We start from the raw sequence: 19387 nt of genomic DNA, 5'->3' as shown, positions 1-19387 counted from the left end.
TGTTTTTACTGAAATTTGGGAATCTCGAATCCCTCTAAAGGCCCCTTTATAAAGGGGCCTTTCTTCCCTCTTTCTTAAAGAGGGATTGGGGGAGATTTTTTAGTCACCATTTTTCAGTTCAATGTTGATACCTAAAGAACGGATCTCTTTGGTCAATACGTTGAACGATTCAGGCATACCCGGATCCATATAATGGTTTCCATCTACAATATTCTTATAGATGCGTGTACGACCTTCAACGTCATCCGACTTCACTGTAAGCATTTCTTGGAGCGTATATGCAGCACCGTATGCTTCAAGTGCCCATACTTCCATCTCACCGAAACGCTGACCACCGAATTGTGCTTTACCACCAAGCGGCTGTTGAGTCACAAGTGAGTAAGAACCTGTTGAACGCGCATGCATCTTGTCATCAACTAAGTGGTTCAATTTGAGCATGTACATGTAACCTACAGTTACAGGACGGTCAAACTGTTCACCTGTACGACCATCAAACAATACTGTTTGACCTGTACGAGAGATGTCTGCCAACTCAAGTAAGTCTTTGATCTGGCTTTCTTCAGCACCATCAAATACAGGAGTCGCTAATGGAACACCAGCACGCAAGTTACCTGAAAGCGCCAAGATTTCTGCGTCAGTCAAGCTATCAAGCTCTTCCTGCTCACCACCAACCTTGTTATAAATCTTGTCTAAGAATTCACGCAGTTCAATCACTGTACGTTGTTCTTTCAACATTTTTTCGATCTTATCGCCAAGACCTTTCGCCGCCATACCCAAGTGAGTCTCAAGAATCTGACCCACGTTCATACGTGACGGTACACCTAATGGGTTCAATACGATGTCGACTGGTACACCATTGGCATCATGTGGCATGTCTTCAACTGGCAAGATGTTTGATACAACACCCTTGTTACCGTGACGACCCGCCATCTTATCACCAGGCTGGATACGACGTTTAACTGCAAGGTAAACCTTAACAACTTTCAATACGCCAGTTGTTAATTCATCACCTGTAGAAAGTTTACGCTTCTTCTCAGCAAACTTCTCGTCAATCTCGTAACTCTTCTCTTTCAAGAACACTTGAATTTGAGTTAAACGCTCAGCTATTGCTTCATCATTTGGCTGGATTTCAAGTAAATCAACAAGCTCTAAACCAGACAATACGTCTTCAGAAAGTTTATCGCCGCGTTTAGTTGAACCACCACCGTTAGATTCTTGACCTTTCAACAAACGAACAATACGTTCACGTGCTGCTTCTTCGAAGATTTTGTATTCTTCTTTCAAGTCTTTACGGTATGCATCAAGCTGAGCTTTTTCAATTGCTTGTGCACGTTCATCTTTTTCCAAACCATCACGCGTGAAGACTTGAACATCGATAACCGTACCTTTGGTACCAGACGGAACACGTAAAGATGAATCTTTTACGTCAGCCGCTTTTTCACCAAAGATTGCACGAAGTAATTTTTCTTCAGGTGTTAACTGAGTTTCACCTTTAGGCGTTACTTTACCAACTAAGATGTCACCTGCTGTCACTTCCGCACCGATATAAACAATACCAGACTCATCCAACTTAGACAGTGCAGCTTCACCAACGTTAGGAATATCGGCAGTAATTTCTTCTGCACCTAACTTAGTATCACGCGCTACACATGACAATTCTTGAATGTGAATCGACGTTAAACGGTCTTCTTGAAGTACGCGCTCAGAAAGTAAGATCGAGTCTTCGTAGTTATAACCGTTCCATGTCATGAACGCGACGCGCATGTTTTGACCAAGCGCAAGTTCACCCATGTCAGTCGATGGACCGTCAGCCAAGATATCACCACGAGCAACTTTGTCGCCCAAGTTCACGATGACATTTTGGTTAATACATGTATTTTGGTTTGAACGTGTATATTTGATCAGGTTGTAGATATCTACACCTGCTTCACCCGCGATCATTTCATCTTCGTTGACACGAATAACGATACGAGATGCATCAACATATTCAATCGCACCACCACGATCGGCGATCACACATACACCTGAGTCACGTGCTACGTTTGCTTCCATACCTGTACCAACAAGCGGCTTGTCAGCACGCAAGGTAGGAACAGCCTGACGTTGCATGTTTGAACCCATCAATGCACGGTTCGCATCATCGTGTTCAAGGAATGGAATCAATGACGCTGCCACAGATACAACCTGTTGCGCAGAAACGTCCATATGTGTTACGCGCTCAGGCGACATACGAACGAAGTCACCTTGATGACGCACAGAAACCATTTCTTCGGTTAACGTACCATCTTTATCCACTGCAGAATCGGCCTGTGCAATGACAGTACCTACTTCTTCAATTGCAGATAAGTATTCAACTTCATCAGTCACACGACCATCAACAACTTTACGATATGGTGTTTCCAAGAAACCAAAGTCATTCGCTTTTGCATAGACAGAAAGCGAGTTGATCAAACCAATGTTTGGACCTTCAGGCGTTTCAATTGGACAAACACGACCGTAGTGAGTTTGATGTACGTCACGTACTTCAAAGCCCGCGCGTTCACGTGTCAAACCACCTGGACCAAGCGCAGATACACGACGTTTGTGTGTAATCTCAGACAATGGGTTGTTTTGGTCCATGAACTGAGACAATTGACTTGAACCAAAGAATTCTTTGATTGCAGCAGCAACTGGTTTTGCGTTGATTAAATCTTGTGGAGACAAGTTATCTGTTTCTGCTTGGCTTAAACGCTCTTTAACAGCACGTTCAACACGCACTAAACCAACACGGAATTGGTTTTCTGTCATTTCACCCACAGAACGTACACGACGGTTACCCAAGTGATCGATATCGTCGACTTCACCTTTACCGTTACGAATTTCTACTAATGTACGTAATACATCAATAATATCGTCGTGTGACAGAATACCTTCAACTTCACGTGACTTCTGGTCTGTACCCACTTCGTAAGGACGACCCAAACGACGGTTGAACTTCATACGACCTACTGGAGAAAGGTCATAACGCTCAGAAGAGAAGAATAAGTTGTTGAATAAGTTTTCAGCAGCTTCTTTCGTTGGTGGTTCACCTGGACGCATTACTTTATAGATTTCAACAAGTGCTTCCTCGCGACCTGTTGTTGTATCCGCACGCAATGTATCTGCAACGAAAGGACCACGATCGATGTCGTTCGTGAACAGGATGTTAAACTGTTTAACACCACCTTCAGCGATCTTCACCATGATGTCATGGCTAAGAACGGTATTCGCAGGAATCACATCACCACTTTTCAGTGTGATATCTTCAGCTGTAATACGCTCATATAAATATTCATCAGGTACAGAAAGCTTGGCTAAGTTCGCAGCTTCCATTTGACGTACGTGACGTGCATTAATACGTTTACCTTGTTCAACGATCGCTTTACCATCATTGTCTAAGATATCAAATTGTGCCATTTCACCACGTAAGCGATCTGGAACAAGATCAATTTGATAGCTACCCATATCAAGATATACAGGTACTTTTTCGTAGAACAAATTCAAGATTTGTTCATTGCTGTAATTCAAGGCACGTAGAATCACCGTTGCAAGCAGCTTACGACGACGGTCAATACGTACGAATACTAAATCTTTAGCATCAAATTCAAAATCTAACCATGAACCACGGTAAGGAATAATACGTGCTGAATACAACACTTTACCACTTGAGTGGGTTTTACCCTTGTCATGGTCAAAGAATACACCTGGTGAACGGTGTAATTGAGATACAATGACACGCTCAGTACCGTTGATAACGAAAGTACCGTTATCGGTCATGAGTGGCATTTCACCCATGTAAACTTCTTGTTCACGAACGTCTTTAATTGATTTCGTTTCACGATCTTTAATGATCAAACGAATTTTTACGCGCATTGGTGCTGCATAAGTTGAACCACGTAAAATACATTCACGTACATCAAACTCAGGCTTACCAAGACTATACTCAACAAATTCTAAAGCAGCATTGCCAGAATAACTTTCAATAGGAAAAACTGAACGAAATGCGGCTTGGAGACCGATATCTTCGCGATTTTTTGGAGTTTTACCGCCTTGTAAGAATGTACGGTACGAATCGACCTGAATCGACAGTAAGTACGGTGCTTCCATTACGTGGGGCAATTTACCAAAATTCTTACGGATCCGTTTCTTTTCGGTATATGAGTATGCCATCTGGAGTCCTCGGAAAGTAAACTAAACCCGCCTGCAGAACGGGTCTAGAAGGAATTACGCAGGCCGATATGGCCACCACTGTTTACAAATGCTGCAATTTTTAGTGGTATTAAAACGCTTAACAATATTTTTATAAGCAAAAAAATATTGGTAAGCGTTTGATTTCATGAATTTTGTTTAAATAATACGCACAACAAACGTAAAACTATCAAAAAACGAGCCGATTATTGTAACGCAAAAAGGCTGATGACCCAAGAGCCATCAGCCATTTTTTGGAGCCGATTTTGAAAAAATCGACTCCCTACAGCATTACTTAAGTGTAACTGTAGCACCAGCTTCTTCAAGCTTCTTCTTAAGTTCTTCGCCTTCTTCTTTAGAAACGCCTTCTTTAAGAACTGCAGGAGCGCCTTCAACAAGATCTTTAGCTTCTTTAAGACCAAGGCCAGTAGCTTCACGAACTGCTTTAATTACAGCAACTTTGTTAGCACCGAAAGAAGTCAACTCAACGTTGAATTCAGTTTGTTCTTCAACAGCAGCAGCAGCTGGACCAGCAGCTACAGCTACAGCAGCAGCAGATACGTTAAAACGCTCTTCAAATGCTTTGATTAAGTCAACAAGTTCGATAACTTTTAATTCAGCAACTGCGTCTAAGATTTGTTCGTTTGTTAAAGCCATGAGAATAACTCCAAATGGATATTGAATGGTGTGAAAGTAGATTTAAGCTTAAGCAGCTTCTGACTCGTTTTTCTCTTGGAGTGCTGTAAGTAAGCGACCCAATTTCGAAATAGGAGCTTGAAGAACAGAGGCAAGCATAGTAAGCGCTTTTTCGTGGTTCGGAAGGTTTGCAATAATACTAACTTCTTCACCTTGATAAAGTTTGCCGTCAAATGCAGCAGCTTTTAATTCAAATGCTTTGTTAGTTTTAGCAAATTCTTCGAACAAGCGTGCAGCTGCACCCATATCGTCTTCAGAAGTTGAGAATGCTAAGATTGTTGGACCAACAAGATTGTCATTCAAGATAGAGAATTGCGTATCTTGAAGAGCACGTTTAGCTAAAGTATTACGTACAACACGTGTAGCAACACCTAGTTTACGAGCTTCAACACGAAGAGCAGTTAATTGCTCAACCGTTAAACCTTGGTAGTCAGCAACAACGGCAGCGAACGCTGTAGAAGCAACTTCAGTTACTTCAGCAACGATCTGTTTTTTGTCTTCGATAAGAAGAGCCATTGTAAAACCTCCTAACGGTGATTTATGTACCTACACAGGTACACTCCCAATTCGTAAGCCTTTCGACTTACACGCGGAGGAGCAACAAATCACACCACCGCGTCTACTCAGACTGGTATTTTAAGAAGCAAATCCTAAAACCTGCCTCGCCTGAGGTCTTTGACGCTGATAAACCTTCATTTATCAATTCAAAGTTTGCTTAGATTTTTCCAATGAAAAAATCTAAGGCTTTAAAATTCTTTCTAATTACTTAGAAACGTTGTTTACGTCAACGATCAAACCTGGACCCATAGTTGAGCTCAAAGTGATCTTCTTAACGTATACGCCTTTAGAAGTTGCAGGTTTTAAACGTTTTAAATCTGCAATTAAAGTTTCAACGTTTTGACGCACAGCTTCTTCGCTAAAGCCAAGTTGACCGATTGCAGCATGGATGATACCACCCTTGTCTACACGGTAACGTGCCTGACCAGATTTAGCATTTTTAACTGCATTAGCAACATCTGGAGTCACTGTACCCACTTTAGGGTTTGGCATTAAGCCACGTGGACCAAGAATTGTACCTAACTTACCAACAACGCGCATTGCATCAGGAGCAGCAATAACTACGTCGAAATCAAGATTTCCACCTTGAATGCTTTCAGCAAGGTCATCAAATCCAACAACATCTGCACCAGCTTCTTTTGCAGCTTCAGCAGCAGCACCTTGAGCAAATACTGCTACACGTACAGTTTTACCTGTACCTGCAGGTAAAGTCGTCGCACCACGAACAACCTGATCAGATTTACGTGGATCAACACCAAGGTTTACAGAGATGTCTAATGATTCTTTGAACTTCGCAGCTGGAAGGCTGTTAAGAACTTGTACTGCTTCTTCCAAAGTATAAACTTTGTTTGCTTCTACAGCAGCAGCAATGGCTTTTTGACGTTTAGTTAACTTTGCCATGTCTTATAGCTCCACTTCCAAGCCCATAGAACGTGCAGAACCAGCAATGGTACGCACACGAGCGTCTAAATCAGCACCAGTTAAATCTGGTTCTTTAGTAGTCGCAATTTCTTCTAATTGAGCACGAGTCAACTTACCAACTTTAGTTTTGTTAGGTACAGAAGAACCCTTTTGAATACCAGCAGCTTTCTTAAGAAGAATAGATGCAGGTGGAGTTTTCATGATGAATGTGAACGACTTATCGTTGTACACAGTGATCACGACAGGAATTGGCAAGCCAACTTCAAGTTTTTGTGTAGCAGCATTGAATTCTTTACAGAATGCCATGATGTTTACACCACGTTGACCTAAAGCAGGACCAATTGGTGGAGATGGATTTGCTTTACCAGCTGGAACTTGCAGCTTGATATAGCCGTCAATCTTCTTAGCCATTGAAAATTACCTCTGGGTACAGACGCCGTCAGGCTCCCCAAAAAATTAAACAACACCGAAGTGTTAGAACAACAATGCCCGATCAAATCGGGCGCTTACCAACCAACTCAAATTAAATCGTTTTTTCGACTTGTCGAAACTCGAGTTCAACTTGCGTTGGTCGATTAAATACATTAATCGTCAACGTTAAACGTGACTTTTCGTATTGCACTTCCTCCACGACCCCTTTAAAGTCAGTGAACGGACCATCAACTACGAGTAATTCTTCACCAGGCTCAAACATTGTCTTAGGACGAGGTGCTTCACCTGTATTACGTACACGCGCAAGAATTGCATCAGCTTCACGTTGAGAAATTGGCGCTGGTTTTTCTGGTGTGCCACCAATAAAACCTAGAACCTTTGGACACTCTTTCACGATGTGCCAAGTATCATCATTCATTTCCATTTCGACTAATACATAGCCAGGAAAGAATTTACGCTCAGACTTACGCTTCTTACCATCCTTCATTTCCACTACTTCTTCAGTAGGAACAAGGACTTCACCAAAACTATCAGCAACAGTGCTGCGCTGGATTCGGTCATTAAGTGAACGCATCACTTGTTTTTCAAAACCTGAATAGGCATGAATAATATACCAACGTTTCATCGCACTCTTACCCGATAATTAACTTAATAAACCAACCTAACCCGTAATCGAAACACCATAAAACCAATGATGCAACAACCACAACCAAAAGCACTTGCCACGATGTCGTGATCGTCTCTTGTTTTGTTGGCCAGGTCACTCGACGCAGTTCAATTCGCGCATCTTGCAACAAACGCACAAAGCCTTTGCCTTGATGGGTGGCGTATAATAAACCTAAAGCGACGACGACACAAGCCAAAATTACCCCAACGCGCACCCAAATATCATTTGCAGGTGCCCAATAGGCTGGTAAATGTTGATTTACCAATGCTGAACCAACTAACAAAACAATTGCAATTAACCACAAGACAATATCAAGCGGAGAACTTGCATTTATAACTTCTGCAGCATTATTTCTTTGAGGGATTGGCGCGTCGCTTAATGCGTCACGCGATTTATCATTCGACATTTTTTTACTCGTCGTAGAATTCGCGAATTATTATATGACAACTTAGCCAGAATTAAGCTTTTTTATTTAAAAAAAGTGGCAGGCCAGGAGGGACTCGAACCCCCAACATTCGGTTTTGGAGACCGACGCTCTACCAATTGAACTACTAGCCTATGAAGCAAATCGAAAGCCGAAGCTTCCGATTTGAATGTAATACAATATTGGGCTTATGCAGTTACTTTAGCAACAACACCAGCACCTACAGTACGACCACCTTCACGGATCGCAAAACGTAGACCTGGGTCCATTGCGATCGGGTGGATTAACTCTACTGACATCTCAACGTTGTCACCAGGCATAACCATTTCTACGCCTTCTTGTAACTTAATTGCGCCAGTTACGTCAGTTGTACGGAAGTAGAACTGTGGACGGTAACCGTTAAGGAATGGAGTATGACGACCACCCTCTTCTTTAGAAAGCACATATACTTCCGCATCGAATTTAGTGTGTGGCTTGATTGTACCTGGTTTAGCAAGTACTTGACCACGTTGTACGTCTTCACGCTTAGTACCACGTAGAAGAACACCACAGTTCTCGCCCGCACGACCTTCGTCAAGAAGTTTACGGAACATTTCTACGCCAGTTACAGTCGTTACAACTGTGTCACGGATACCGACGATTTCAACTGATTCGCCAACTTTAACGATACCAGATTCAACACGACCAGTTACAACCGTACCACGACCAGAGATAGAGAATACATCTTCGATTGGCATTAAGAATGCTTTATCGATTGCACGCTCTGGTTCTGGGATGTAAGAGTCAAGCGCTTCAACAAGCGCAAGAACTGATTTCTCACCATATTCGCCATCATTGCCGTTCAATGCTTGAAGCGCTGAACCACGGATGATTGGAGTGTCATCACCTGGGAAGTCATAAGTAGAAAGAAGTTCACGAACTTCCATTTCTACTAATTCAAGTAATTCTTCATCATCAACAAGGTCGCACTTGTTTAAGAATACGATGATGTAAGGTACACCAACCTGACGTGAAAGAAGGATGTGTTCACGAGTTTGTGGCATTGGACCATCAGTCGCAGCACATACAAGGATCGCGCCATCCATCTGAGCAGCACCAGTAATCATGTTTTTAACATAATCGGCGTGGCCCGGGCAGTCTACGTGAGCGTAGTGACGGATTGGAGAATCGTATTCTACGTGTGAAGTATTAATTGTAATACCACGTGCTTTTTCTTCAGGAGCAGAGTCGATTTGTGAGTAATCTTTCGCTTCACCGCCATAAGTTTTTGCACAAATAGTTGCAATCGCAGCAGTTAAAGTTGTTTTACCATGGTCAACGTGACCAATTGTACCCACGTTTACGTGTGGTTTATTACGTTCAAACTTAGCCTTAGCCATTTGATTTTCCTCGTTTACGTCGACACCAGTTTAGAGAAAAACAACCCTGAAAAACTTTCTTTATCGACATTCGCCTAAAAAACTAGACACCCAATACTTGAAAAGCAGACTATAATAGCCTGCTTCTTTAAAAATTTTGTAGAAATTCTACTAAGCTGTATATCTGGAGCTCTTATCGAGATTTGAACTCGAGACCTCTCCCTTACCAAGGGAGTGCTCTACCACTGAGCTATAAGAGCGACATCTTCGATGGAGCGGGAGACGAGGATCGAACTCGCGACATGCAGCTTGGAAGGCTGCCACTCTACCAACTGAGTTACTCCCGCATGTTGGTACTTACCACTTCAATCGAAGTTAGATGGTGGTGAGAGAAGGATTCGAACCTTCGAAACTTTCGTAGCAGAGTTACAGTCTGCCCCCTTTGGCCGCTCGGGAATCTCACCATATCACACTTACACAGTGCTGTTCTTTACTCTATACTACCACACTCTTAAGATGGTGCCGGCACACGGATTCGAACTGTGGACCTACTGATTACAAGTCAGTTGCTCTACCAACTGAGCTATGCCGGCTCTTTCTTAGTGTTTCGTACGTTTCGTATCGGAACGGTGTGCAGTTTAGCAAAACTCTGAATCGATGCAAGTGGTTTTTTCAAAAAAACCGTTAAAAACTCATAAAATCAATCCGTTTGATGATAATTCAACCGCTTTGATCACTGCGCGAGCTTTTATTTGAGTTTCATTCCACTCTGATTCAGGATTTGAGTCTGCAACTAAGCCTGCCCCAGCCTGTACATAGACCTTTTTATCACGAATCACACAGGTACGAATCGCAATCGACATGTCCATTTCACCATGCCAGCCTAAATAACCTACAGCACCACCAAATACACCACGTTTAACTGGTTCTACTTCATCAATAATTTCCATAGCGCGGATTTTTGGTGCACCTGAAAGTGTTCCAGCAGGAAAGGTTGCTTTAAACACATCTAAAGCATCCACGTCATCACGTACTTCACCCTGCACATTAGACACGATATGCATGACATGAGAATAACGCTCAATCACCATACGATCAGTCACTTGCACTTTACCAATTTTAGAAACGCGACCAACATCATTGCGACCTAAATCGATTAGCATGAGATGTTCAGCAATCTCTTTTTCATCTGCGAGCAAATCTTGTTCCAAGGCAATATCTTCTTCCTTAGTTTTACCGCGCGGTCGTGTTCCTGCCAAAGGACGTACTGTTGCAATACCATTTTCTAAGCGTGAAAGAATTTCTGGCGAAGAACCCACGATATGAAATGGCTTTTGATCTGTGAGTGTTTGTCCTTGCACCAGAAATAAATACGGCGATGGATTGAGATGGCGTAATGCACGATAAACTTGTAAAGCTTCACCATCAAAGTCAGATACCATACGTTGACCAGGCACAACCTGCATCACATCGCCTGCACGGATATACTCTTTTACTTTCTCAACGGTTTCTAAAAACTTTTCTTTACCCGTAATGGATTCGAAATGTGGCGCAGTATGCGGTTTCGCTTGTAAGCTGACAGGCGTAGCGAGCAACTGCTCAAGTTGATCCAGCTTCTGCTGAGCCTTATGATAGGCATCAGGCTGACTCGAATCTGCGTGATGAATTAAAAACAAAGTGTCCTTTAAATTATCAAACACAATCACGGTTTGAGACAACATTAACCAAAGATCTGGCAAGGTCACAGGATCAGCCGTGGGAACGTTTTTAAGTTTTGGTTCGATATAACGTACTGCGTCATACCCCAGATACCCAACCAAGCCACCAGTAAAACTTGGTAACTCAGGCAATTCAGCTTGGGTTGGCACTTTAAATTGACTTTGAAAATCACGGATATACTGAAATGGATCAGCACAGTCTTGCTGGCGAAGCGAGCCATCAGCTTGCTGAATGGTCAATACACCTGCATTACAGGAAAAAACAATCGACTCCCCTAAACCAATCATTGAATAGCGAGCCCAATTCTCACCCCCTTCAACAGACTCAAAGAGATAGGCTTGTTTTTGTTCTTTAAAACGTGCAAAAACAGAAAGTGGGGTTTCTGTATCGGCTAAACGTTGGCGATACACAGGAATGGTGTTATAGCCTGCTGATTTTAATTGCTCAAATTGTACTAAGGTCGTCATGAATCTTCTCTATGGTTTTAATTTCTGTGCGTTTTTTCTGTAGTGCCTTTTCAAGCCCGCCATCGAAAAACCATAACAAACTTCATGCTTGTCTCCTGACTAAATCATCTTCTATCAATTCTGCCAAACTATCGACCACTTGCTGTGGCTGACAGTCATAGATACTTTCCCCATGATTATAGCCATAGCTGACCACAATACAATCAATACCTGCACGTCTGGCGGCTTCCACATCATTACTCGAATCACCGATCATCAAAGCTTGTGACGCTGTAATATTTTGCTGCTGCATACAGTGTAGTAAAGGCAATGGATGAGGTTTACGTTCAGCTAAACTATCACCACCAACCACCATCTTAAAATATTGGCTTAACTGCAAAATATCGAGGATACCTTGCGCTAAATGCTCTGGTTTGTTAGTTACGCAAGCCATCGTAATATGATGCTCTTGGCAGTAATCCAAAAATGGTAAAACACCTTCATATACTTTGGTGTTTACACATAATTCTTGCTCGTAAATCTCAACAAAAGTATCAAACAACTGCTTCTGCTGTTGAGCATCAATCTGCCCAAACAAATGCTCTAAAACAGTCTCACATAGTTTAGCCGCACCCTTGCCTACCCAAGCTCGAATCTGCACCTCTGTTACGAATGGTAATGCCAGCTTTTCCAAACTTAGATTCATTGCTCGATATAAATCAGCTGCCGAGTCCACAAGTGTCCCATCCAGATCAAATAAAATTAAATTTCGTTGTTGTAACTGAGCAACAGACATAGATTTCGACTCAAGAAATAAAAAGGCACACCCATATGAGCATGCCTTGATTGTAAAAGCTTAATATAATTATTTAAAGAATAACCAAGCAATCACAGCTAAAATGATGAGCACAACAATTGAAATTAAACCAATCGATGCATTTTTTTGCTGTTCAATTTCTTGTTGGACACGAGAAATAGGTTCTTCAATCGCGATCGGTTGCTGTCCAGCAGCCGCCTGAACAGCAATACCTTCAGGAATTGGTGCCGGTTTTGGAATTCCAACTTGTTGTGGCATACCATCTCGATTAATCGAAGTTTCCGCAGCTCGCTCTGCAAGCGTTGGCATACCCGCATCGTGCTTCGTTGCCGTTACTGGCTCAACTTCAATTTCTGGTAGCTCTGTAAGCGTTGGCACAATTGCCAAAACTGAAAACACAAAACTCGCAAATTGTAAAATATCGCCATCATTTAAAGCAGTTTCTTGTTCAACACGAGTATCATTAATAAACGTACCGTTTGAAGAATTCAAATCTTGCACCCATAGCTGCTCTCCTTTGAGTAGCAGTGCTGCGTGACGGCGTGAAATATCCGCAGATTGCAATAAAATATCTGCATCCTGATGTCGCCCCACCAACATATCACGCTCAATACTAATCTCTTGCCCTGTAAATTCACCTGTAATGGCTTGTAATTTCCAAGTCATAGATGTTTATCCTTATCATAATTTCTTTCAATCATAACATTGTGACATAAGCGCTTCTGTGCATCTACTGTGAAGACGCAGGACGAATCGTCGTGGTTGTCACTGTATTTTTACTGCGTTCAGTTGCTTTGGCTGGAAGCTGCACCGTTTTTCTTTGTACTTGAGGCTCAACCACAACGACAGGCTTTGTGATAACCACAGCCTCTTTTTGCGTTGTTGTTGGAACTTTTTGGTATGGTGAGCTACTTACCGCAGGTTGTGGGCGATAAATATCCGCAACATTTTCAGGTAATTTTGCAAAATTACCATTCTTATCCATAGACAATTGGAGGCTGTATAGCTGGTTATAACGTTGTTGAGATATACGTTGCACATCCTCAGCATCACCCACTATGGTTGGATGGATAAATACAAGTAAATTACGTTTTTCATTGCCACGACTATCTGAACGGAACAAACGACCAAGATAAGGAATATCCCCAAGAACAGGCAAACTTTGACGACTAACATCTGTCTGATCGGTAACCAAACCACCTAACACGACTGTTTGCCCATGATCTGCGAGGACTGAAGTTTTAATCGCTCGTTTACTTGTCACCAAGTCAGCAGCCTGACCCTTACTATTTTCAACGTTTGAAACTTCTTGCTCTACTTCAAGTCGAACAGAACCGCCTTCACCAATATGAGGGATCACCTTTAAAGTAACACCCACATCTTTACGTTCAACAGTTGTGTAAGGATTCACCGTACTATTTCCAGTCGTCGCAACTGACCCTGTCACAAATGGAACATTCTGCCCCACTACGATATACGCTTCTTCATTATCCATTGTCACGATAGATGGCGTAGACAATAAATTTGATTTTTTATTTTCTTTTAGCGCTTGAATGAGAGCACCATACAATTTACGTGAGCCATTCGCACCTTCCTTGTATTCACCCAGAATAATGGATGAACCTGTACCAAGTGCGGAACCAACGCCAGCCGCCCCACCTGTTAGATAACCTGCTGCGAGCTTAGAGATACTAGAGCCAACATTCGAAAAGTTAATTAAGCCAACACCGCTATTTAAATCACCTAATGCCCATTGCACACCGAGTTGATCAGCATCACTACCTACAATTTCAATAATGGCAGCCTCAATCAAGACTTGCTGACGTCGAGTATCTAACTGCTGAATGGCTGCCTCAATTTCACGCATCAATTGCGGATCAGCTTTAACAACCAAAGCATTTTGAGTACTATCTGCAATAATACTCACACCACCACTATTAAAGCTTGTAACACCACTATTTTGGCTATTATTGCTGTTATTGTTGAGATTAATTGACGGCGTGGAAATTGAAGAAGTTGAAGTTCCCGTCGATGAACCCGAATTTTGATTATTTGAAACTAGATTGCTAATTGAGTTTGATTTACTAGCACTAGTATTTGATGAGGACGAAACTGACTGTCCTGCGACTAAACCTTGTAGAATTTCAGCTAAGTTCTTCGCACTGGCATATTTCAAACGGAATACTTTCAAACCACCTAAGCGATCTGCCGATGGAACATCAAGCATTTCAATCATCTGGCGTAAACGTTTGCGTGAATCAGGATCACCCTTAATTAAAATACGATTGGTTCGGTTATCTGCAATAATTCGCACACGCGAACCAATAAAATCTTTCGACGCACCTGTCGCACTCATGGTTTCGAGCAAACCAATAACTTCTTCAGCTTGACTTGATTGCAAACTGATCGCTTCAATATCATTTTGCCCGGTACCATCCAAATTACGGATAATATTTTCAAGTTGATAAATATTCGTCGCACGATCTGAAACGATCAAAGCATTGGTGCCAGCCACAGCAGCCAAATGTGCAAATTGCGGCATTAATGGTCTTAACGCAGGAATCAAATCATTTGGGTTCGTGTTTTGCAACCAAATAACGCGAGTAACAATTTGATCCCCACCTGCACGACTTCGAGCATCGTAAGGAATCCCTGAGTTTTTAGCATTGCTATCAGGAACTAACTTGACCGTATTACCTGATGGAAGTGCAACCACACCATTAACATTCAACACACCTAAAAATAGGTCATATACCTCATCTTTATTGAGAGGTTTATTGGAAATAACAGTAACGTTCCCGCGCACACGAGGATCAACTGCAAAGTTCTTACCCGTAATATCAGCGACTTCATTAATAAATGCCGTTAAATCCGCATCACGTAGATTAATCTTCCATGTTTGTGCTTGCACATTGGTACTGATGGTCGCAACCAAAGGTGCGGCAGCAAGTAGTGCCCAAAGTGGACGTTGATGATTCAAGAAAGCCATAACCTGCACTTATTCCTAACTAATGTGATGACGTGTTATCACTAAAAACTTTGTTGTATGGTCATCACTTGATCACCACGTTTTATTTCTATTTTGGCATGTCCTTCACGACGTACTTGCTCTAATAATTGCACTTCGCTAAGACCCTGCCCGACTGTCTGACCGTTGATCGATAGAATACGATCACCAGACCGCAAACCCAAGGTATTTTTTAAATTCGTTGGTGTTCGATCTGAGATTTCGTAACCATCTGAGCCACCGCCACTCACTCCCATATTTTTTAAATACTGCTCACGATTTTCCTGCATTTGTTGGATCGCTTGTCCTAGCGCAGATTGCGATGAGTTTTGAGCAGGCGCAGGTGTTTGAGGTGCTGCAGCTTGAGGGTTTAATACAGGGGCAATTGGCTGGTATAAACCATTATCTAAACCCTTAAATTTAACTTCTCGTGTCGCACCATTACCCTGCTTCAGAATTACATGATCCCAATACACTTCCGCCAGTTGATAGGAAGTTGAACCGATGGTTTCACCAACACGATAACGTTCAGCAGTATCATTTAACTTAATAACCGCTGATGACAAATAGCTTGGATAACCCAACAATACGCCCTGCAACTCCACATTGACATTATCTTGTGCTGTCGTAGTAGCAGGTTCATTAAATAGTGCAAAAGAACTAATATTAGGAACTTGCGCCTGTTGTGAACCCAATGCAACACGATCAAACTGCATCGGCTGAGGTGGAGCCACCACCCACCAAAATAAAGAAGCTAACTTCCAGCACAACCATAAAATTAGTAAAACTAAGATAAAAGCACTTGTTTTATCGAATTGCTGCCAACGAAACTGTTGTAGTTTTTGTGCTATTGTTTTCATTAAAAACCACCTTGCAACAATGGTTGGCGAGAACTAATCACGTAAGTGTCGAGTCCCGCTTTACCTTGATAAGATGGTACATTTAATAACATCCGCTGTGTCAATTGAACATCGAGCATAAGATTCGGGTCTAAACTTAGATTCGCCATTTTCTGACTTTGCTGATCCCGAACATCTATTTGCAATTGCCCATTTTCATCTTTCATTTCCGCAGTTAATGAAGGCATATTCATACGATCTTGGCGTTGACCAAAGGTATAATTCAATTCACCACCACCCCAGTGCAATTTACCTTCAGTTGCAGTAAAGCCTTTTTCTTTTTGATAATTAAATTGTACATCTTTAAGTTGAATTGAATTCTCAGGCCACTGCCAATTGGCAAAATACTTTAAAGTCTCAGGTGCAATTTCACCTTGCAAATCTTTGATCAAAATCTTTTGACCTAAACCGTAACCAAAAATGCCATTAAATTGAGTATTCCCGCTGTGAATATCGAGATTTGCGCCAAGACGCAACATTAATAAATCTAAAGGACGGGTTTTCCAATGTACAGAACCACGTAACTGACCTTTTTGCCAATCCGCTTGTCCCTGCCAAATATTGCCGCTGACATTATGTAAGATTTGATTATCTTTAGAAAATTTCGCAATTAACCATGTTGCTGGAATTTGTAAAATAATAAAAATTAAAAATGCAAAAATGGCGAAAACCCACCACTTCCATTGTTTGGTATTTTTCTTCATTCCACCCTTACCAAATGCAAAATATCATCCTTTTAGAGACACTCGCCCCTGAATGACATTATGCATACTTTTTCAACATCGCCAATTCTCTCATATAAAAAAACCAAGCTTTTTAAGCTTGGCTTTAATGAAGCATAGAATCATCGTATGACAAAACGATGACGGCTAAAACTTACTTAGATTAGAAAATCTTCAAGTTTTGCGCCCTTTTCTAATTCAGCAACTAACCAACGTGGCTGTTTACCACGACCAGTCCAAGTTTCTTCTGTATTCTTTTTATTACGGTAGCGTGGCTCTACTGCTTTGCGCGTTGTTTTCTTACGCTTTTGCTCACCTAACTCTAATAACTCTTCAACACTAAAACCAACTGCTTCAGCTATTGCAATAATTTGATTATAAGCATCTTCAATTGCTTGATCTTTTTTGCTTGCGATTAAAGCTTCTGCTTCTACCTGTAAACGTTTTAAGTCTTCTACAGATAAATCACTAATATCTGGTTTCATTAGAACCACTCCAACTCAAAAGAAATATATCACTCAAAATAAAAACGAATTCAAAAATTCTATTTCCATAGTAATTTATATACAATTAAATAATCAATATTAAATTAGTCAACTTAATCACAATATAACCATAAATCATCTTATATTTACAATAAAACAAAAAAACTTAAGTGCATTTGATTAAATCTATTGTATTAATTTTTTTAAAATCATGAAATAATTTTTAGAACCTGATGAATATTAATTTTATCTTAATTCTTGATGTTTTCTATAGGTTGAATTTCATATAACAAATCCAGACTATCTATGAATTAATTCACAAAATAAAAAGATAAGTTATATGAGATTAACGCACTTAAAATAAATATAGACATAATAGTCTTTATAAAAATTATTTTAATGCAAGATTATTTCCAACACTTTGTTCAATAGCAATAATATTTTGTTTAATCAATTCAGGAATAGCTAGTTTATTGGACGTTAATTTATCAACACAAACCATCACTGCCTCTCCTGTTGCAACGATTTGGTTTTGTGTTTCACTCCATAAACTATAATGCATTCGAAAAGCACTATTTCTGAGCTCCTCAATACGTGCACCAATATGCAGCACATCAGGGTAAAATACTGGCTTTAAATATTTACATTGACTAGAGGCTACCACCGTCACTATATCTTGATCAAATATATTTAATGCCATTAAATAAGCAATTCGTGCACTTTCAATATAGCGATAATACTGCACATTATTTACATGCCCAAAAGCATCCATATCTCCCCAAGCAATTGTTTGTCGATGTATAACAGGATAGACAGACAGTTCTTTCATATTTCACTCATATCTTAAAGTTTAGAAAATTAACATCATTTTCAAAGATTAAATTCAACTGTCTGATTAAATCCAGATTATCCCCAAGCGTTGATTTAATCCGCAAATAGCTCATTAATATATTATCAGGATATAAAGTTAATAACTGCTCGGCTTCTTCTGAACGTTGAGTTGCAACATAAATATGCCATTTTGCAAAGGTCAACATTGGAACACTCGTGTAACGCTGTTCTAGCTGAATAATACGTTGCTCAACATAGCTATAATCGGGAATTTGCTTCAGTAGTTGCTGTTGGAACCAAAGATAAAAAACCTCTGGATCAAAATTTTCTTGCAATAAATGCAATGCAAGATCCTCATGCTGCAATCCCATTTCTGGCATACGTGCCAATAATTTTAACCACAAAACCTTACTACTATATGGTCTCGCTTGAATTTCATTCTCTAGAGCAATATATCGCTGTTGTAGTGCAGCTAAGTCATCCACAGATGCTTGATCAAACTGTATGAGCAATTGTTGCAACCAAAGATCACGATGTTCTGCACTTAATAAACCATGCTGAATTGATTGTAAAAATAACCAAGGCTGTTGTAAGGCAAGTTTGCCCCACAAAGCAGTAATGCGTTGTTGGTAGGCAGTTTCAATCTCAGCCAACCAAGGTGAAAGCTGATGCTGTGCAAGGAATTCTAAATGGGTTAATGCTTTTTCTGTTTCATGTTGTTCTAAGAAAATATCGATCCGCTGTAGTTCTGCCAGCTCAAAGGCCATCGGTGCTGATTTCTCTAATTTCTGCAAAGCCAGTTGATAGTCACCATTTTTATAATCAAATTGTGCATCAACAATATTACTCAGCAATCCTGATTGAGTAAAAACACGCTCAATAAATCCTTGCTGTTCTTTTGCCGCATCAAGCAGCCAGACTATACCGAGCTGCTCATATGGATGTAGATCTTTAAATTGTAAAATATTTTCTTTCTTACGCTGTTCTCGCGCAAAATATCTGCGACTCACAAACCATAACAACTGTGCAAATAAACTAATCACAATAAAAAGTGCGAGTAAGCCCCATAAACTGCTTTGGAACTGCCAATCGCGCCAGTAAATATACACATAACCATTACCGTAGCCATAGCTCATCATGGCAAACATAGCAAAAAATAATAGGCTGAGAAGTAAATAAATGAGCACCAGTTGTTTCAT

At 40.9% G+C, this 19387-nt stretch carries 17 protein-coding genes and 5 tRNA genes; all 22 read right to left on the bottom strand.

Annotated elements, in window-relative coordinates; all coding sequences use genetic code 11:
• Nucleotides 1–99 precede the first annotated feature (99 nt).
• The 22 genes from rpoB to AAV96_RS08185 all read right to left on the bottom strand — a co-directional run bounded on the left by rpoB (nt 100) and on the right by AAV96_RS08185 (nt 19387).
• The gene (rpoB, locus tag AAV96_RS08290) at nt 100–4188 is read right to left on the bottom strand and encodes a DNA-directed RNA polymerase subunit beta (protein WP_004659349.1); all 4089 of its coding nucleotides are present in this window, start codon (nt 4186–4188) and stop codon (nt 100–102) included.
• A gap of 309 nt (nt 4189–4497) precedes the next feature.
• The gene (gene rplL / locus AAV96_RS08285) at nt 4498–4863 is read right to left on the bottom strand and encodes a 50S ribosomal protein L7/L12 (protein ID WP_004659350.1); all 366 of its coding nucleotides are present in this window, start codon (nt 4861–4863) and stop codon (nt 4498–4500) included.
• Between the two features lie 48 nt (nt 4864–4911).
• On the bottom strand, nt 4912–5418 hold the full coding sequence (rplJ, locus tag AAV96_RS08280; protein ID WP_004659354.1) for a 50S ribosomal protein L10: 507 nt from the start codon (nt 5416–5418) through the stop codon (nt 4912–4914).
• A gap of 246 nt (nt 5419–5664) precedes the next feature.
• Entirely contained in the window at nt 5665–6360 is a 696-nt protein-coding gene (gene rplA, locus AAV96_RS08275; protein ID WP_004659356.1) for a 50S ribosomal protein L1, read from the bottom strand.
• 3 nt (nt 6361–6363) lie between these two features.
• On the bottom strand, nt 6364–6792 hold the full coding sequence (gene rplK, locus AAV96_RS08270) for a 50S ribosomal protein L11 (RefSeq protein ID WP_004637639.1): 429 nt from the start codon (nt 6790–6792) through the stop codon (nt 6364–6366).
• A 112-nt stretch (nt 6793–6904) separates the two neighbouring features.
• Nucleotides 6905–7438 carry a transcription termination/antitermination protein NusG gene (gene nusG, locus AAV96_RS08265; protein ID WP_004659359.1) on the bottom strand — a complete coding sequence of 178 codons (534 nt, stop codon included), beginning with the start codon at nt 7436–7438 and terminating at the stop codon, nt 6905–6907.
• A 7-nt stretch (nt 7439–7445) separates the two neighbouring features.
• Nucleotides 7446–7886 carry a preprotein translocase subunit SecE gene (secE, locus tag AAV96_RS08260; protein WP_004659360.1) on the bottom strand — a complete coding sequence of 147 codons (441 nt, stop codon included), beginning with the start codon at nt 7884–7886 and terminating at the stop codon, nt 7446–7448.
• A 76-nt stretch (nt 7887–7962) separates the two neighbouring features.
• A tRNA-Trp gene (locus tag AAV96_RS08255) sits at nt 7963–8038 on the bottom strand.
• Between the two features lie 54 nt (nt 8039–8092).
• Nucleotides 8093–9283 (bottom strand): elongation factor Tu, encoded by a 1191-nt coding sequence (gene tuf, locus AAV96_RS08250; RefSeq protein ID WP_004659362.1) that lies wholly within the window; start codon nt 9281–9283, stop codon nt 8093–8095.
• Between the two features lie 164 nt (nt 9284–9447).
• Nucleotides 9448–9522: transfer RNA gene (locus tag AAV96_RS08245), tRNA-Thr, on the bottom strand.
• A gap of 11 nt (nt 9523–9533) precedes the next feature.
• Nucleotides 9534–9609, bottom strand: a tRNA-Gly gene (locus AAV96_RS08240).
• Between the two features lie 33 nt (nt 9610–9642).
• Nucleotides 9643–9726, bottom strand: a tRNA-Tyr gene (locus AAV96_RS08235).
• 53 nt (nt 9727–9779) lie between these two features.
• Nucleotides 9780–9855, bottom strand: a tRNA-Thr gene (locus AAV96_RS08230).
• 99 nt (nt 9856–9954) lie between these two features.
• Nucleotides 9955–11448 (bottom strand): anthranilate synthase component I, encoded by a 1494-nt coding sequence (gene trpE, locus AAV96_RS08225; RefSeq protein WP_046738961.1) that lies wholly within the window; start codon nt 11446–11448, stop codon nt 9955–9957.
• An 82-nt stretch (nt 11449–11530) separates the two neighbouring features.
• Nucleotides 11531–12223: a phosphoglycolate phosphatase gene (locus AAV96_RS08220; protein ID WP_046738960.1), complete on the bottom strand. Its 693-nt coding sequence runs from the start codon at nt 12221–12223 to the stop codon at nt 11531–11533.
• A gap of 69 nt (nt 12224–12292) precedes the next feature.
• Complete coding sequence (locus tag AAV96_RS08215; RefSeq protein ID WP_046738959.1) at nt 12293–12910, bottom strand: FHA domain-containing protein; 618 nt, start codon at nt 12908–12910, stop codon at nt 12293–12295.
• 64 nt (nt 12911–12974) lie between these two features.
• Complete coding sequence (gene gspD / locus AAV96_RS08210) at nt 12975–15233, bottom strand: type II secretion system secretin GspD (protein ID WP_046738958.1); 2259 nt, start codon at nt 15231–15233, stop codon at nt 12975–12977.
• A 41-nt stretch (nt 15234–15274) separates the two neighbouring features.
• The gene (locus tag AAV96_RS08205; protein WP_046738957.1) at nt 15275–16111 is read right to left on the bottom strand and encodes a type II secretion system protein N; all 837 of its coding nucleotides are present in this window, start codon (nt 16109–16111) and stop codon (nt 15275–15277) included.
• The gene (gene gspN / locus AAV96_RS08200; RefSeq protein WP_005218647.1) at nt 16111–16854 is read right to left on the bottom strand and encodes a type II secretion system protein N; all 744 of its coding nucleotides are present in this window, start codon (nt 16852–16854) and stop codon (nt 16111–16113) included. The genes AAV96_RS08205 and gspN overlap by 1 nt, the downstream gene beginning before the upstream one ends.
• 176 nt (nt 16855–17030) lie before the next feature.
• Entirely contained in the window at nt 17031–17357 is a 327-nt protein-coding gene (locus tag AAV96_RS08195; RefSeq protein WP_046738956.1) for an H-NS family nucleoid-associated regulatory protein, read from the bottom strand.
• A 391-nt stretch (nt 17358–17748) separates the two neighbouring features.
• Entirely contained in the window at nt 17749–18186 is a 438-nt protein-coding gene (locus AAV96_RS08190; protein ID WP_046738955.1) for an acyl-CoA thioesterase, read from the bottom strand.
• A 7-nt stretch (nt 18187–18193) separates the two neighbouring features.
• Nucleotides 18194–19387: a heme biosynthesis protein HemY gene (locus AAV96_RS08185; protein ID WP_046738954.1), complete on the bottom strand. Its 1194-nt coding sequence runs from the start codon at nt 19385–19387 to the stop codon at nt 18194–18196.

It is taken from the genome of Acinetobacter sp. AG1, from assembly GCF_001005525.1.
Classification (GTDB): domain Bacteria; phylum Pseudomonadota; class Gammaproteobacteria; order Pseudomonadales; family Moraxellaceae; genus Acinetobacter; species Acinetobacter modestus.
The sequence above is the reverse complement of the archived record's forward strand: the minus strand, read 5'-3'. Positions and strand labels throughout refer to the sequence as shown.

Excerpts from the sequence above, each read along its gene's own strand:
- rplJ (WP_004659354.1), bottom strand. The coding sequence starts at position 5,418 with ATGGCTCTTCTTATCGAAGACAAAAAACAGATCGTTGCTGAAGTAACT.
- rplL (WP_004659350.1), bottom strand. The coding sequence starts at position 4,863 with ATGGCTTTAACAAACGAACAAATCTTAGACGCAGTTGCTGAATTAAAA.
- rplK (WP_004637639.1), bottom strand. The coding sequence starts at position 6,792 with ATGGCTAAGAAGATTGACGGCTATATCAAGCTGCAAGTTCCAGCTGGT.
- AAV96_RS08205 (WP_046738957.1), bottom strand. The coding sequence starts at position 16,111 with ATGAAAACAATAGCACAAAAACTACAACAGTTTCGTTGGCAGCAATTC.
- AAV96_RS08190 (WP_046738955.1), bottom strand. The coding sequence starts at position 18,186 with ATGAAAGAACTGTCTGTCTATCCTGTTATACATCGACAAACAATTGCT.
- gspN (WP_005218647.1), bottom strand. The coding sequence starts at position 16,854 with ATGAAGAAAAATACCAAACAATGGAAGTGGTGGGTTTTCGCCATTTTT.
- AAV96_RS08185 (WP_046738954.1), bottom strand. The coding sequence starts at position 19,387 with ATGAAACAACTGGTGCTCATTTATTTACTTCTCAGCCTATTATTTTTT.
- rpoB (WP_004659349.1), bottom strand. The coding sequence starts at position 4,188 with ATGGCATACTCATATACCGAAAAGAAACGGATCCGTAAGAATTTTGGT.
- AAV96_RS08215 (WP_046738959.1), bottom strand. The coding sequence starts at position 12,910 with ATGACTTGGAAATTACAAGCCATTACAGGTGAATTTACAGGGCAAGAG.
- secE (WP_004659360.1), bottom strand. The coding sequence starts at position 7,886 with ATGTCGAATGATAAATCGCGTGACGCATTAAGCGACGCGCCAATCCCT.
- AAV96_RS08195 (WP_046738956.1), bottom strand. The coding sequence starts at position 17,357 with ATGAAACCAGATATTAGTGATTTATCTGTAGAAGACTTAAAACGTTTA.
- gspD (WP_046738958.1), bottom strand. The coding sequence starts at position 15,233 with ATGGCTTTCTTGAATCATCAACGTCCACTTTGGGCACTACTTGCTGCC.
- tuf (WP_004659362.1), bottom strand. The coding sequence starts at position 9,283 with ATGGCTAAGGCTAAGTTTGAACGTAATAAACCACACGTAAACGTGGGT.
- rplA (WP_004659356.1), bottom strand. The coding sequence starts at position 6,360 with ATGGCAAAGTTAACTAAACGTCAAAAAGCCATTGCTGCTGCTGTAGAA.
- AAV96_RS08220 (WP_046738960.1), bottom strand. The coding sequence starts at position 12,223 with ATGTCTGTTGCTCAGTTACAACAACGAAATTTAATTTTATTTGATCTG.
- trpE (WP_046738961.1), bottom strand. The coding sequence starts at position 11,448 with ATGACGACCTTAGTACAATTTGAGCAATTAAAATCAGCAGGCTATAAC.
- nusG (WP_004659359.1), bottom strand. The coding sequence starts at position 7,438 with ATGAAACGTTGGTATATTATTCATGCCTATTCAGGTTTTGAAAAACAA.